The 15889-nt window shown below is 51.4% G+C and carries 13 protein-coding genes; 12 read left to right on the top strand and 1 reads right to left on the bottom strand.

What is annotated here, in order from left to right; genetic code table 11:
- Nucleotides 1–2 precede the first annotated feature (2 nt).
- Together pnp and KF749_16445 are read left to right on the top strand one after the other, a co-directional pair.
- Nucleotides 3–2084: a polyribonucleotide nucleotidyltransferase gene (pnp, locus tag KF749_16440; protein MBX2992741.1), complete on the top strand. Its 2082-nt coding sequence runs from the start codon at nt 3–5 to the stop codon at nt 2082–2084.
- 16 nt (nt 2085–2100) lie between these two features.
- Nucleotides 2101–3585 carry an OmpA family protein gene (locus tag KF749_16445; protein ID MBX2992742.1) on the top strand — a complete coding sequence of 495 codons (1485 nt, stop codon included), beginning with the start codon at nt 2101–2103 and terminating at the stop codon, nt 3583–3585.
- Nucleotides 3586–3648: 63 nt separating this feature from the next.
- Here the strand turns inward: KF749_16445 and bshC are convergent, their stop codons facing one another.
- Entirely contained in the window at nt 3649–5295 is a 1647-nt protein-coding gene (bshC, locus tag KF749_16450; GenBank protein ID MBX2992743.1) for a bacillithiol biosynthesis cysteine-adding enzyme BshC, read from the bottom strand.
- 705 nt (nt 5296–6000) lie between these two features.
- Between bshC and KF749_16455 the strand changes: the two genes are divergently transcribed.
- The 10 genes from KF749_16455 to KF749_16500 all read left to right on the top strand — a co-directional run bounded on the left by KF749_16455 (nt 6001) and on the right by KF749_16500 (nt 15889).
- Nucleotides 6001–6480 carry a ubiquinol-cytochrome c reductase iron-sulfur subunit gene (locus KF749_16455; GenBank protein ID MBX2992744.1) on the top strand — a complete coding sequence of 160 codons (480 nt, stop codon included), beginning with the start codon at nt 6001–6003 and terminating at the stop codon, nt 6478–6480.
- 68 nt (nt 6481–6548) lie between these two features.
- Nucleotides 6549–7340 carry a cytochrome b N-terminal domain-containing protein gene (locus KF749_16460; GenBank protein MBX2992745.1) on the top strand — a complete coding sequence of 264 codons (792 nt, stop codon included), beginning with the start codon at nt 6549–6551 and terminating at the stop codon, nt 7338–7340.
- A gap of 25 nt (nt 7341–7365) precedes the next feature.
- On the top strand, nt 7366–8250 hold the full coding sequence (locus KF749_16465) for a cytochrome C (protein ID MBX2992746.1): 885 nt from the start codon (nt 7366–7368) through the stop codon (nt 8248–8250).
- A 29-nt stretch (nt 8251–8279) separates the two neighbouring features.
- On the top strand, nt 8280–10892 hold the full coding sequence (locus KF749_16470) for a c-type cytochrome (protein MBX2992747.1): 2613 nt from the start codon (nt 8280–8282) through the stop codon (nt 10890–10892).
- Between the two features lie 48 nt (nt 10893–10940).
- On the top strand, nt 10941–11633 hold the full coding sequence (locus KF749_16475) for a carboxypeptidase regulatory-like domain-containing protein (protein MBX2992748.1): 693 nt from the start codon (nt 10941–10943) through the stop codon (nt 11631–11633).
- Between the two features lie 82 nt (nt 11634–11715).
- Nucleotides 11716–13524, top strand: a complete 1809-nt coding sequence (locus KF749_16480) for a cbb3-type cytochrome c oxidase subunit I (protein MBX2992749.1) — start codon at nt 11716–11718, stop codon at nt 13522–13524.
- Nucleotides 13525–13526: 2 nt separating this feature from the next.
- Nucleotides 13527–14117 carry a cytochrome c oxidase subunit 3 gene (locus KF749_16485; protein ID MBX2992750.1) on the top strand — a complete coding sequence of 197 codons (591 nt, stop codon included), beginning with the start codon at nt 13527–13529 and terminating at the stop codon, nt 14115–14117.
- A 10-nt stretch (nt 14118–14127) separates the two neighbouring features.
- Entirely contained in the window at nt 14128–14436 is a 309-nt protein-coding gene (locus KF749_16490) for a cytochrome C oxidase subunit IV family protein (protein MBX2992751.1), read from the top strand.
- Entirely contained in the window at nt 14436–14642 is a 207-nt protein-coding gene (locus KF749_16495) for a hypothetical protein (GenBank protein MBX2992752.1), read from the top strand. The genes KF749_16490 and KF749_16495 overlap by 1 nt, the downstream gene beginning before the upstream one ends.
- Nucleotides 14643–14944: 302 nt before the next feature.
- The gene (locus tag KF749_16500) at nt 14945–15889 is read left to right on the top strand and encodes a cytochrome c oxidase subunit II (protein ID MBX2992753.1); all 945 of its coding nucleotides are present in this window, start codon (nt 14945–14947) and stop codon (nt 15887–15889) included.

The following is a 15889-nucleotide window of genomic DNA, read 5'->3' on the forward strand; positions in this document are numbered from 1 at the left end:
GCCTGGGCGGAAAGCCGTTTTCACTGGAGACCGGTCGGTTTGCAAAGCAAGCAGATGGTGCTGTCATGGCACGGCACGGAGATACCATGGTACTTGCCACTGTGGTCGGTGCACGAACGGTCAAGGAAGGGTTGGATTACTTCCCGCTGCAGGTCGAGTACCGCGAAAAGGCCGCATCGGCAGGAAAAATTCCGGGAGGATTCTTCAAGCGTGAAGCACGTCCGACCGAAAAGGAAACCCTGTCAGCCCGCCTTATCGACCGGCCTATTCGGCCGATGTTCCCCGAATGGTACAAGTGCGAAACCCAGGTGATCGTCACAGTCTATTCATCGGATCAGGAGCATGACGGCGACGTGATCGGGGCAGTAGCAGCCTCGGCCGCGCTTACGATTTCCAACATCCCCTTTGAAGGGCCTGTTGGCGAAGTACGCGTAGGACGAATCGACGGACAGTTTGTGATTAACCCGACGTTTACCGAACTGAAAAAAAGCGACATGGACGTTATCGTCGCGGGAACAAGCGATTCGATCTTGATGGTAGAGGGAGAGGCGCAGGAAATCTCCGAACAGGATATGCTTGCTGCACTGGAGTTTGCCCACGAACATATCAAGAGCCTCTGCGATGTTCAACTCGCGCTTCTGAAGGAAGTCGGCACGGCGAAGCGCGTAGCGCCGCCGACCGAAGGAAATCCGGAATTGCTTGCTGCCGTTCAGCAACTCGTCGGGAACAGAATAACCGAGTTGGCTAACACGCCGCTGCTGAAGGAAGAACGTGCAGCCCGGACTCAGGCAATCTACGAAGAGACACAAACCGCTCTTGCTGAGAAGTTTCCCGAACAGGAGAAGGCCATCTCCGGGATCTTGCATGATATGGAATATGTTGAGATGAGGAAGATGATTCTCGAGAAAGGCAAACGCCTCGACGGAAGAGGCCTTGAGGATATCCGCCCGATTACCATTGAAGTGGGGGTTCTTCCGCGTACGCACGGTTCTGCATTGTTTCAACGTGGAGAAACGCAGAGCCTCACAACGCTGACGCTCGGCACAAAACTCGATGAGCAGGTGATTGACGGACTCCTGCCTGACTCGACGAAACGCTTCATGCTGCATTACAATTTCCCGCCGTTCTCGGTGGGCGAAGTCGGAAGATTGGGAACGACGGGCCGGCGTGAAATCGGGCACGGCAATCTTGCAGAACGCTCGCTCAAAGTTCTGATGCCGCAGGAACATGAATTTCCCTACACAGTCCGCCTCGTTTCCGATATTCTCGAATCGAATGGTTCGTCATCAATGGCAACTGTATGCGCCGGAACGCTTGCATTGCTGGACGGCGGTGTTCCGTTGAAAAAACCGGTTGCGGGCATTGCCATGGGCCTTGTGAAAGAAGGTGATACAACTGCGATTCTGAGCGATATTCTCGGCAACGAGGACCATCTCGGCGATATGGACTTCAAAGTTGCCGGAACCGCCGAGGGGATAACCGCCTTCCAAATGGATATCAAGATTCGCGGCATCTCGCTGGCAATCATGCAAAAAGCCCTTGGGCAAGCCCGGACTGGACGCATGCACATTCTCGGCAAGATGAATGAAGCAATCGCCAAACCGCGTCCCGACCTTTCGACGTACGCACCACGACTTACGACGCTGAAAATCCCGGTTGATATGATTGGTGCCCTGATTGGTCCGGGTGGAAAGAACATCCGGCAAATTGTAAAGGATAGCGGCGCTGAGATCAACATCGAAGACGACGGAACGGTGGTTGTTGCCGCCACAACCAAGGAATCAGCCGATAAAGCGTTGAACGCCATCGGCAGAATCACGGAAACCCCCGAGGTAGGAAAAATCTACCGGGCACGTGTGACGAAGGTGATGGATTTCGGTGCCTTCGTTGAATTCCTTCCCGGAAAGGAAGGACTCGTGCATGTGTCGCAGCTTGATATCAAGCGGGTCAACAAGCCATCCGATGTTGTGAAAGTGGGCGATGAATTCGATGTAAAGATCACGGACAAGGATGATCAGGGACGATGGAAACTCAGTCGCAAAGTTCTTATGACCCAGGAAAACGAAAAGCCGGTTCAGTCATAACAACCGCAAGGGGAGTATGATGAAGGTGATTCTTCCGCGCTATGTGCTTGCATTGATGGCCTGTCTTCTTCTGCAGGCGGGGGTTGCCCAGAACATCGAGAATAAAATCGCCGTCGGGCTTCGTGTCGGACCCAATATCTGGATGAACGACATGAACGACCGCCGGGTTGGCTTCGGTGTAGAGGCTCTCTCACGATACGGCGTCTCCAGGACATTCAGTGCAGGGTTGGCCTTCGGTTACGACAAAATCGTAGCGAAGCAATTTCCCGTTTCCACCATGATACCCATCGATCAGATTCAGGCGAATGTCTTTCACGCGAGCATCACCGCGTGGCTTCAGCTTTCCTCGGGTACGTTATCGCCGTATCTGTATTTCGGAATTGGCGGTATGCACTACACCCGAAAAGACGGTGCCGGCTGGCCTTATCCGAAGGAGGACGGAGGCCACGGCGCCGCGTTCGTTCCCATCGGCTTCGGGTTCGAGACCTTTGTTCACCGGAAGGGCTCGCTGATGTTCGACTTCGGTTTCAGGGTAATCGACAAAGCGACCGATAATGTTCCAACGGGCTCAGATTCGTATCCGACCGTGAAGATTGGATATACGCTGTATTTGGGCGCGAATGAAGACGATGACTCCGATGGTGACGGCCTTACAGACGGAGAAGAACGACAAATCGGCACTGATCCGAATGATCCGGATTCGGACCAAGACGGGCTTTCCGATGGCCAGGAAGTGAAGGTGTACAAAACGGATCCCCTCAATGCTGATACCGATGGTGACGGGCTCAGAGATGGCGACGAGGTCTTCAGGTTTGGGACTGACCCGTTACATCCTGATACTGATCGTGACGGACTCAGCGATTGGGAGGAAATCTACAAACGCAATACAGATCCGTTGAAGCCCGATACTGATAAGGACGGGCTTACGGACGGAGAAGAGGTATTGCAGTATGAAACGGATCCGCTGAAGCCTGATACTGATGGAGACGGGCTTACGGATTACAATGAGATCGTGTCATTCAAAACCGATCCTACGAAGGCAGATACTGATGGTGGAGGTGTTGATGACGGCACGGAGATCAAGCGGGGCACGAACCCGCTGGATCCGAAAGATGACTTCCCTGCTTCGAAACCTGCTTCACCGCCACCGATAGCGCTCGGAGAGGTGCTGGTGTTCGACGAACTGAAGTTCGGTCCATGGAGTTCCCAAATTTCACCCGCAGCCGAGCAAATATTGGAGAAGGTTCTGGAAATCCTCACCCTCAATCCTCAAATCGAGATGGAGATTCGCGGGTTCACCGATAATGGCGGGGCTCTCGACAGAAACATTGCCGTGTCAGGAGAACGGGCGAAGGCTGTCAAAGGCTGGCTGGAAGCCCGCGGTATTGCTTCATCAAGGCTGACTGCTAAGGGATTCGGACCCAGAAACCCGATTGCCTCGAATGCAACCGAGGCCGGACGCGAGAAGAACCGGCGGATTGAGTTCGTCCGGACGAAGTAGGTGGCGTTGAAGTTGTTTGGGAGAGGGGCGTGGCGCAAACAGGCGCTACGCCCTCTTGTGTTTTTAGAGAGTCAGCAACTGATGTTTGAATGCTGAAATATCCAACTCCGCGGAAATCCACTTCACAAGCTCAGGCCCGTATTTGTTCATATAATACAGGACGCTGATTTCCCGCTCCTGAAGGGTGCCGTTTGGCAGAAGTCCGTTTGCCGCACGTTCAATTTGCCTGAGTGCAGTCTCGTTCCGTCGCTTTTGTGCCGCGATCGCCTTCTCTTTCAATCCGCTCATGCTGCCTTCAATTTTGGATTGAACATTTTCGAGCGCTGCAATGAGCGTGGGGTCCACCTCTTTCAAGCCGAATTTCATTTCATTCAGTGCATTGCGGACACCTGAACCCGCATTGCCAAACACCTCTTCGAGCTTAATGGAAGAGATTTGTTCCGAAACCTTTGCGGTGACCCTGTCTGTATCCTCCAGAAATTCAAGGAGATCCAGCCCGTACTTCTCCATTGCCCGCAGCAACCGCTCCTCAACAAACGAAGCGCTTGCACGTGGATACACAATCGGCTGTGCCACATCGAAAAACTCGTACACAGGTTTGATCTGTGCATGGTAGGCCACTTCAGACGGGCCGGCAACATACGCAACCGTAGGAAGAAGAACATCCTGAATGATCGGGCGGAGAATGACATTGGCGCTGAGCAACTCGGGTGTTTCCCGTGCGATGCGATGCAGTTCTTCGGGCTGAATGAAGTGTCTGGTTCCTTTCAAACTGAAGTCATTCTCGGTTTCCCTCGGTTGAATCAGGTAGCGGCCGCCTTTGTGAAACATGAAGAGGTTCAGGGATTTGGGTTTGACCTGTGCGTGGTACTGTTCCTCCAATTCGGCGCTTTGAGCTATCACCAGTTGCGACGTTTTGGGAAACTCGGTGATTTCCTTCACGAAGATCGGGGAGACAAGCTTCTTCAGTTCGGGATGATTTGGGGAAAGGAAAACGATCCCGTAATCTTCAAACAGGAAATTCATCCAACGAACGAATGCCTGATTGAATGTTCGACCCGGTGCATATGCTGCCCTGATCGAGTCAAGAAGTCCCGGCGTAAACTCTGTTTTTTGAAGAGATGATCCCAATGACGACAACGTCTTTTCGAGAGATGCGTCAAACATCAACTCGCCGATTGCACCGAGATTCCGTTCGGGCATTTCGTCGCCATGCAGATACTCAATTCGGACGGGCTTGTTGTCCGAGTCAAGGAGATACGTGTGATTCATCTCCGCGAAATCATGGTCTTCTCCCTCAATCCAAAACGCGGGGACAAAATCCAAGCTCGGGAACTTTGCTTTGAGTTTTTCGGCGAGTTTAATCGCCGTGACAGTCTTGAACACTGTGTATAAGGGCCCGCCGAACAGCCCGACCTGTTGTCCTGTGACAATGGCGAGGGTTGTTGGTTTTTTCAACAGTTCGATGTTGTCAAGGGTCTTCTGCGAGCAACCGAACGATGAATTTTGTTCGAGCAGGACACGAGAGAGGGCTTGCCTGTCCAACTGTTTGCCCTGCACTGTCCTCACGAGGTTCTCATACGAATCATTTGTGCGGAAATTCGACGGGAAGAAGCGTTTCACCTCGTCAAAATCGTACAGATAATCAAAGAAGAGTTGAGAGAATCCTCCTGTTGCAGGAGGAAGTTGACGGTAATCGATCCAGTCCATTCAGGAATTCGTCTACGCGAGATGTGTGGTTGAAATAGAGAAGATACAGCAGCCATTTGCAAGACCGCTTCATGCGGGAGAAATATAACTCTATGTTGACTTTATTTCAATGGAATACTATATTGGTGTCGGGTTCTTCGGGCAGTTGAAAGAAGGATTCGTCATTCCTGTGTGGTTCCTCGTTCGTTAACAAACTGATCTTTTACATTTTTTCATGCTGAGTTTTTCCGTTCTTTTTTGTTCCCGCCCATTTCTGCGCGTTACAGCAGTTCGACATTCATTTCAGATACGTTTCATCACCAAACATCATCATCATCATCCAGTGAAATACTGCGAGCAGTGTTCCACAGAGGAAGATCTATGTCAGATGAGAATGAAGTAAAATCAGGAACGTCGGAAAATTCGGATCAACCTGCTCCGCCGAAGAAGACCCTGCCGCCGATTGCGTCGGCAAGGCCTGTCGGCGGCACAGCGAAATCCCTGCCCCCGATAGCGTCGGCGAAACCTGTTGGCGGAACGGCGCCGAAAGTGCCGGCGCCGGCTACGACACCAAAGTCAGATCCGGTTGCCACTTCCCAACCTGCACCTCAGGCAACTTCTCCGGTTTCCGCTCCTACTTCGGCACCACGGCCGGCAAAGCCTGCTCAGGAAGTCCGCAAGCCGAAGCAAGACAAACCGCCGGAGAATGATCAAGGTATTTGGCGGATGAGCCGCAAAAATTTCCTTAACGTTGCAGGCTGGTTCGGATTCATTGGATTCCTTGTCACTGCAACCGTGGGTGCGATTCGGTTGATGGTGCCGAGAGTATTGTACGAAGCGCCTTCCGCATTCAAGGCCGGGTTTCCCGAGGACTACATTATAGGGGAAGTCAACGAGACGTATAAGGATGAGTTCAGGGTTTGGATTGTGAGAGAAGTAGACGGATTCTATGCCTTGCTTGCAATCTGTACACATCTTGGATGTACGCCGCGGTGGGCAGCTACTGAGGCGAAGTTCAAGTGTCCCTGTCACGGCAGCGGATACCATAAGGATGGCGTGAACTTCGAAGGTCCGACACCCCGTCCGCTTGAGCGATTGAAAATCACGTTCGCAGATGACGGACAGATCCTCGTCGATCGGAATATCAAGTTCCTTTATGAAAAGCAGGAGTGGTCAAAACCAGACGCATTCTTGAAGTACGGTTAGTTCCACGTTCGATCTTTGAAATAGGCCGTTAGCGATCACGATGTTACTCGAATTCAGATAGGGTTCTTATGCTTGGCATACTCGACCAGCTAAAGTCAAAGTGGGAGAAGACGGATGTTTACAAGTCCATTTTCCGCCACAACTATCAGGACACGCAACGCAACAGGGCACTGCAGATCGTGGATAATGTCTTCCTCCACCTTCACCCTGTTCGCATTTCGCGTCATGCAACAAACATCGGATTCACGTGGGGGATGGGAGGGATTACGTTCCTTCTGTTCATCGTCCTCACAATCACCGGCGTGATTCTGATGTTCTACTATCGCCCCGCGGCGGAATATGCGTACGACGATATGAAGTATCTGATGAACGACGTCGCCTTCGGGCCCCTGATGCGGAACATGCATCGTTGGGCTGCACATGCCATGGTGATCACCGTTATGCTGCACATGTTCCGCGTATTTCTCACCGGTTCGTACAAACCTCCCCGGCAGTTCAATTGGGTAATCGGGGTCATCCTTCTCACACTTACGTTATTCCTCAGTTTTACAGGCTACCTGTTGCCGTGGGATCAGCTTGCCATTTGGGCTGTTACGGTGGGCACAAACATGGCCCGGGCAACTCCATTGCTGGGGCACGAAGGCCCGTTCGGTCCGGAGTTGGGAATGAAGATCGACAATGACGTTCGCTTTGTGTTGTTAGGGGGAACGCAGGTTGGCCCCCCCACGCTGCTCCGCTTCTATGTATTGCATTGCATTTTCCTTCCGCTTGTAGGCGGCATTCTGATGATTGTTCATTTCTGGAGAATCCGGAAGGACGGCGGCATTTCGGGACCCGATGTTACATCCAAGAAATTCTAATCTCCTCTAATCTGACTGAAAGAGCATGGAACATCTTCTCAAAATTATCAGCAAGCCCGACAATCTCCCCATCATTCTGATGTTGGTGATGACACTGTTCTACGCGTGGCTGGCATGGAAAAAGGCGGCAACGAACGACCGTCAGGAGATTTCGGAAGAAGCAAAGCAAGCAGATAAGGTTCAGGTATGGCCGTATCTCGTGAAGGTGGAATTTCTCGGCGCTTTGGTTGTGATGGTGATTCTGACCTTCTGGTCGTTCTTGCTTGATGCGCCCCTTGAGGAACCGGCCAACCCCGCGCTGACTCCGAATCCATCAAAAGCGCCATGGTATTTTCTGGGGTTGCAGGAAATCCTCGTCTATTTCGATCCGTGGATTGCCGGCGTTCTGATTCCCACGTTCATTATCATCGGCCTTGCCGCAATCCCGTATATCGACATCAATCCCAAGGGGAATGGCTACTATACATATAAAGAACGCAAGTTTGCCATTCTCACCTTCTGCTTTGGGTTTCTGTTGCTGTGGGTTGCCTTGATTGTTCTCGGAACATTTTTCCGGGGACCGGGATGGAATTTGTTCTGGCCGTGGGAGTATTGGGATACCCATCGTGTTGTTGCACTGACGAACATCGATTTTACCGAGTTGTTCGGCATTCCCACACGGCTTGTGGATGATTCGCTCAATCCTGCTGCAATGCTCTTCGGCAGTGTCGTGATTCTTGGCTGGTACTTGATTGCCGTCGTGTACTATCTGTGGAAGAAAAACACTGCTGTCATCCAGAAGCTGGGATTGGTCCGGTACAGCATTACGGCTTTTCTGTTCATGACTATGATGGCGGTTCCCGTCAAGATCATTCTTCGCCTAACGCTGAATGTCAAATATATTCTCGTCACGCCATTTTTCAACATCTGACAGTTGAAACCACTACAAGGAGGCTCTTCTTGTTTGAACAACGTGCAAAGATTCCGATAGAGCAACGCAACTACAGTACGTACTACCTGGTGTTGTCCGGATTGCTGTTTCTGGGAACAATGTGGGCAGTTGTGGATGAAGTAGCAACACGCCGCCCGTGGAAGGACTACCAGAAGGAATACCGCACGATGGCAGACACGCTCGTGAAGCAGCAGATCGAATACGCGGCAAGCGAGATTGATTCATTTTCTCTGGATGAAGCACGCAAACAACTGAACGACGCCCAGGACTCGCTTCGCAGCGACCGGTATCTTGCAACGATGAAGGAATTCGAGGATGCAACCGAAGCGCTCATAGACGAAACCAGAGAATATCAATTCGCCAAAAGTCGTGGCGACGAGGCATACTATTTCTGGAAGAAATCCATCCAAGAAGGGAAGGAAAATCTCGGCCTCAAAGCACGGCTTGACAAGGAAGAGGCCCTGATGGCGGAGCATCAGGAGAAAATGAACCTTCATCAGGCAACAAAAGATTCGCTGCAGGTAATCCTGAACGAGTACCGTGCAAACGTCAGAACGGCTCAAAATGCCGTTGCAAACATTCTGAAGACGGTTGAGAAATGGGAGACGAAGCAGGCGCGGCTCGCATCGGCACCAATTCAAATCCGGCAAGTCATGATGCTGGACTACGACCGGAATCCTTTCAACGATCCGAAAGCGCGAGTCGATCGTTGTCAATCATGTCATCTCGGCTGGAATGAAGAATTGATGGAGGAAGTTCCGCAGCCGTTCAGGAAGCATCCCTTGCCGGAACTCCTTGCTTCGCACAATCCTGAAGTATACGGCTGCACGCCGTGTCATCGGGGGCAGGGAGCTGCACTCACGGCGGGAATGGCGCATGGCGAGGATGATCATTATTGGGAGAATCCGCTTCTCAAAGGCAAGGATGTTTGGGCATCGTGCAACGAATGTCACGACAACGAGAGCATACTTCGTCATGCACCAACATTCACCAATGCGAAACGGCTGATGATAGAGTCGGGTTGTCATGGTTGTCACGAAATCAAAGGGTATACCGACGTTCCGAAAATCGGCCCGCAACTGACCGGGCTCTCGTACAAGACTTCGCCCACGTGGGTGTACGAGTGGGTAAAGAATCCGAAGGCATACAACCCGCACACGCGTATGCCGGATTTCAAGTTCAGCGAAACGGAAGCCGAAGCTGTGACAGCGTATTTGATGGATGTCTCGCAACGCTACCAGTTTGCATTTGCGTCTCCCAGGGGTGCATACAGTGGCGGCAATATCCAGCGCGGGAAAGAGACGTTTGAGACAGTCGGGTGTCAGAGTTGCCACGTTGTCGGGGAGATGACCGCGGTACGGGAAGCCCGCGGAACAAGCTATGACATAGCGCCCGAGTTAACGCGTGTCGGTAGCAAAGTGAGTCCCGATTGGATGTATGATTGGATACGAAATCCGAAGCATTTCAATCCGACGACGAAGATGCCGAGTCTTCGGCTTACTGATGCAGAGGCCAGGGATGTCGTTGCATATCTCATGACGTTGAAAGACGAACGCGAGATTTCACCGGAGACTCTTGATCTTACATCGTCAACAACAATCCGGAAGGGCGAAAGTCTTATTCGTGAGTATGGCTGCAACGGCTGTCATTTGATACCGGGATTCGAGAAAGAGGGGAGAGTTTCCGTTTCCCTCTCGAACTTCGGTCGCAAGAAGGTTGACGAAATTGACTTCGGCGACACGAAAGTCAAACACACATGGCATGATTGGGTATACAATAAATTGAAGAATGCCCGTGCGTTTGCCACGGACAGGATTGTGCAGAAAATGCCGATCTTTTCATTCTCCGATGAGGAGGTGATAACGCTTCGCATGTATCTGCTTTCGCTTACGAAGGATGAGCCGGACAAGAAATATGTCAGGGCATTTGACAAGAAGCAGCAGAATATCGAGTCGGGTCGTCGTTTGGCCATGCTGTACAATTGCCAGCAATGCCACATGCTGGAAGATCACGGTTCGTACCTTGCGGCAACTATCGAGGAAACAGCATTTCATCCGCCAATCATTACGGGCGAGGGCGCCAAAGTACAGGAACAGTGGCTTCACGACTTTTTGAAGAGTCCATCGCCTGTCGGGCAGAACTCTGTCAGGCCGTGGGTACCCACAAGGATGCCGACATTCCAACTTTCAGAAGATGAGATTAACAAGCTGCAGAAGTACTTTCTCGGCTTGAGCAATCAGGAGTTCGAGTTGCGTGACTACCGGGCGTTTCCGCTTGATCCGCAACGTCTTCGAATCGGGAAGGAAATCTTCACCGATTTTCAATGTCTGAATTGCCATCCGTCGGGTCCATTCCGTCGAGGTTCCGGCGAAGTGTCGACATCCGATCTGGCCCCGAATCTTGCACTTTCCCGCGACCGGCTCAAGCCTGAGTGGATTGTCGAGTGGCTTGCCGATCCCGGCAAGATACAGCCGGGCACCCGCATGCCGACATTCTTCCCTGACGGCGAATCGCCGCTGCCGGATGTTCTGGAGGGCGACGCCAGAAAACAGATGGAGGCAATCCGTGATTATGTGTTGACGCTTGCCCGGCCGGTCAGAACGACAGTCGTATCCAAATGACTTCGCATACAACTATCAATCAACTAACAATAATCAGAAGGAGAAGAGATGAACGTATTCAGGAACGTGCTGGTGATTTCTGCCTTTGTTGCCGCAAGCGCTGTTGCCGGGGATGTGACAGGTAAAGTGATGTTTGAGGGTGCTGCACCAAAACCTGCGGCTCTGCGCATGGACGCAGACAAAGTATGCAAGGTTGCGCACAAAACACCTCAGCGAAGCGAAGAAGTAGTAGTGAACGACAACAACACGCTCAGGAACGTACTCGTCTATGTAAAGGACGGATTGGGCAACAGAAAATTTCCCCCTCAGGCGGCAAAGGTGACCTTGGATCAATTGGGTTGTATTTACATTCCTCACGTCGTTGGAATCCAAACCGGCCAGGAGCTTGAAGTGACGAACAGCGATCCGACTCTGCATAACGTACACTCCCTCTCGAAGGAAAATCCGCAGTTCAATGTTGCCCAGCCCAAGAAGGGAATGAAACTCACGAGAAAATTTGAGAAGCCCGAAGTCTTCAAGGTCAAATGTGAGGTGCATACATGGATGGGCGCATTCATCGGCGTGTTCAATCATCCGTTCTATGCGGTGACGGGCAATGATGGCTCGTTCACGCTGGGCAAGGTACCCGCAGGCGACTATACGATTGAAGCGTGGCACGAAAAATATGGTACACAAACAGCTAAAGTGAAAGTTGATGCCGCAGGAAAAGTGACGGCTGATTTCAAGTTTACAGCAAAATAACAGATTACCTCCCATGATCATGTCTGGTTGTGAAACCGCGACCGTGCATGGCCAACATCATTAACTGAAAGGAGACTCCGTCTTGGCTGACGAGACCTCAAAACACAATTCACAGAAGCAAGCTGAAGGTGTCGGGGTAGGTACCCATGCAGATGTTCATCATGAGGAACATCATCATGAGGTGAGTTTCATTCGCAAATACGTGTTTTCCACTGATCACAAAGTCATTGGAATTCAGTACGGGATAACAAGTCTGTTGTTCCTGTTCTTCGGTTTTATGTTAATGATGGTGATGCGCTGGCAGCTCGCGTATCCCGGCGAGCCGATTCCGTGGATCGGGCTGTTGCTCGGTGCTGATCGGGCTCCGGACGGGATTATGCTGCCTGAATTCTATAATCAGCTTGGTGCAATGCACGGAACCATCATGGTGTTCTTGGGGGTTGTGCCGCTTGCCGTCGGTGCTTTCGGTAACTACGTCATGCCGTTGCAAATCGGGGCCATTGACATGGCATTCCCGAAGTTGAATATGATGAGCTACTGGGTGTATTTCATGGGCGGCGTAACGATGTTAGTGAGTTTCTTCCTTCCCGGCGGGGCGGCAAATTCTGGGTGGACCTCCTATGCACCGCTTGCCGTCATCGCAACAACGGGCCAGACGGTATGGCTCATCGGAATGATATTTCTGATCACGTCATCACTGCTTGGTTCGGTGAACTTCATCGTCACGATTATCCAGTTGCGGACGCATGGACTTACGTTTATGCGTTTGCCGTTTTTCGTGTGGGCCCAGTTTGTGACGTCGTTCTTGCTGCTTCTCGCATTTCCTCCGCTTGAGGCAGCAGGGATTCTTCAGTTGATGGATCGGGTTGCGGGAACGAGCTTCTTCATGCCGAGCGGGCTTGTCGTCAGTGGTATTGCGCTGCCGTACACGGGAGGCGGAAGTCCGTTGCTCTGGCAACATCTCTTCTGGTTTCTTGCGCATCCTGAAGTCTATGTGCTCATTCTCCCCGCCATGGGAATTGTTGCTGAGATCATTGCAAACAACACACGCAAGCCGCTTTGGGGATACAAATCGATGGTGTATGCTGCCATCTTTCTCGGCTTCATGTCGTTCGTTGTATGGGCGCATCATATGTTCATGACAGGAATGGGAACAACTATTAGTGCGTTTTTCCAAACGACGACGATGATCATCTCGATCCCATCAATCATCATCCTCACCGCATTTTTCCTGTCTTTATGGGGCGGCTCGATTCGGTTTACAACCCCGATGCTCTTTGCCTTGGCATTCCTTCCCATGTTCGGCATCGGAGGGTTGACGGGCTTGCCGTTGGGATTGGCACCGCCCGACATTCACTTGCACGATACGTACTACGTTATCGGGCATTTTCATTATGTCGTGGCCCCGGGAACGTTGATGGCGTTGTTTGCCGGCATCTACTATTGGTATCCGAAAGTTACGGGAAGAATGATGAATGATATGCTGGGGAAACTCCATTTCTGGGGTTCGTTCATCTTTCTGAATGGCGTGTTCATGCCGATGTTTATTCAGGGACTTGCCGGTGTCTCGCGCCGTCTTTATGATGGTGGCGAACAATATGCTCACGCGCAGAGTGTCCTTCAATGGAACGAAGTCATGTCGGTTTCCGCGTGGCTGCTTGGGCTTGCACAGATTCCCTTCATTATCAATTTCTTCCTGAGCGCGAAGAAGGGAAAGAAGGCTGCCAACAATCCCTGGGATGCGACGACTCTCGACATGGCTGCAACCACCTCGCCGCCATTGGCACACGGCAACTTCGAACGCGTGCCTGATGTGCATCGCCCGCCATACGAGTACAGTGTGCCCGGAGCAGACCGTGACTTCATTCCCCAGCACGAAAGGACGGCGTAACCATGAACATACCCTATACCTCAACCGCCCGTCCGGATACCGGACTTTACAACGCAAAACTCGGCATCTGGCTCTTTCTTGCTTCCGAAGTGATGTTGTTCGGCGCATTGTTCTCTACATACATTTTGTTGCGTGTCAATGCTGTATCGTGGCCTCATGGCTACGAAATCCTCAATGTACCTCTTGCCACGCTGAATACTGTTGTTCTTATTTCATCCAGCGTGACAATGGTAATGGCGTGGGCGTCGTTGATGATGAAGAAGTTCGACAAATACAAGATGTATATGGGTCTGACGATTCTTCTTGCGCTCGTTTTTCTCGTCGTGAAGTACTTCGAGTACAGCGCGAAGTTCGAACACCATTTGTATCCCAGCACGAATACATTTCTTGCCATCTACTTCACCGTGACGGCCCTGCATGGTTTACACATCGTCGGGGGTGTGATCGTGAATGCATACCTCTGGGGTCCCGGCAGCAAAATGTGGAAAACCGATCCCCAGCGATTTACGAATCGTGTAGAGATTGCCGGTTTGTATTGGCATTTCGTTGATTTGGTCTGGATTTTCTTGTTCCCCGTTTTATATCTCTTATAGGAGTGATGTCATGGACACGGCTCATGCAGATGATGTAAAGAAAACCGTTCGCACGTACATTCTTGTCTTTGTTGCCTTGATGGGGTTGACTGTCATAACGGTGGCAATCTCGTACCTGCATCTGAGCGTAGCGGCAGCAATCACCGTTGCACTCATCGTTGCAACAGTAAAGGCCTCTCTGGTTGCTATGTACTTCATGCATCTCGTTTCCGAACGGAAAGCCATTTACTGGACGCTGGCCTTAACCGCCTTCTTTTTCATTCTGTTGATGTTCCTCCCAATTTTCTCGGACCAAGACAGCACGAGGATATTCCACTAATGTCACTGAAAGCATTTCATATTATCTTCATCGGCGTTTCCGCCTTGCTGGCATTCGGATTCGCGCTATGGTTGATTAACGGGTTTGCAACTGGGGGGAACACTCTGCAATTGGTGGCGGGTATTGCCTCTGTCGTTGTTGCATCCGGGCTTGTTGTGTACGGAATCCGGTTCATGAAAAGGCTCAAACATGTGAGCATGTTATGAGAAGAACATCACTGTTGACCGGTTGCACCATAGCTGCCGTTCACTTGTTACAGGATATATCATTGGCGTGTCCCACTTGCTATGGCGATCCTTCTTCATCAGAAGTGCAAGGAATGAAGTGGGCGATCCTGAGTTTGCTGGGTATCACGGGAACGGTGCTTGTGGGATTGAGCGCTCTCTTTCTCTATTTGCGAAAGCGGGCGATTGAACTTAACCGCCGGTTCAGCGACAGGCTGAACTGACGGAGTCACGTTTGCGTTGGCAGATGTGAAACTACTTTCTAACACGGAGAATCTATCACTATGCACGACTTGTTAGGCTTGCCCATCGATGCTTCATCGCACGGACACACGATCGACGAGATGATTGTCATCATTCACTGGCTGATGCTTGTCCTTTTTGTTGGGTGGGGAGGATTCTTTGCATATTCGCTCGTTCGATTCCGCAGAGCAAGAAACCCGAAGGCAGATTATGTCGGGGTGAAGAGTCACACATCAAGCTACATTGAGGTAGCAGTCGCGTTGTTTGAAGGGGTGTTGCTGGTGGGTTTTGCGATTCCGGTGTGGTCGAACGTATGGCTCAACTACCCGGACGAGAAGGAGGCACTTGTGGTTCATGTTGTTGCCGAGCAATTTGCCTGGAACATTCACTATCCGGGGAAAGACGGGGTGTTTGGCAGGCGCGATATCTCACTGGTCACTGCCGACAATCCGTTGGGGTTGGATCGGGACGATCCCGACGCAAGGGATGATATTGCGACTATCAACAACATGCACATCCCCGTCGGGAAGCCTATTCTGGTCTATCTGACGAGCAAAGATGTCATTCACAGTTTTGCGCTGCCTCTGTTGAGGGTGAAACAGGACGCAATTCCGGGCCAGGCCATACCGATCACGTTCATGGCGACAATGACTCTTGATGAGATCCGGGATCAGTTGAAGAAGAATTACTCACTCACAGGGGGGCATCTTCCGGAAAATTTGAGTACATTAGTAGCAACCACTGATTACAATGCAGGCGACGGTACGCCCATCCTCGCAAAAGGCGAACTTCTTAATGAAGACGCTATTGCAAAGTTGAAAGAGGCCGGAATATCGTCCATCGAGGCGTCGCAAGATACGCCTGTCGAGATTGCCTGCGCACAATTGTGCGGACTCGGCCACTATCGCATGCGAGGAACACTGGTGTTGAATACCCCCGAGCAGTTCGAGGCCTGGCTGGAAGAGGAAGCCGCATATCTTGAATAG

The organism is Bacteroidota bacterium, from assembly GCA_019637975.1.
Taxonomy (GTDB): domain Bacteria; phylum Bacteroidota; class Ignavibacteria; order UBA10030; family UBA6906; genus CAADGV01.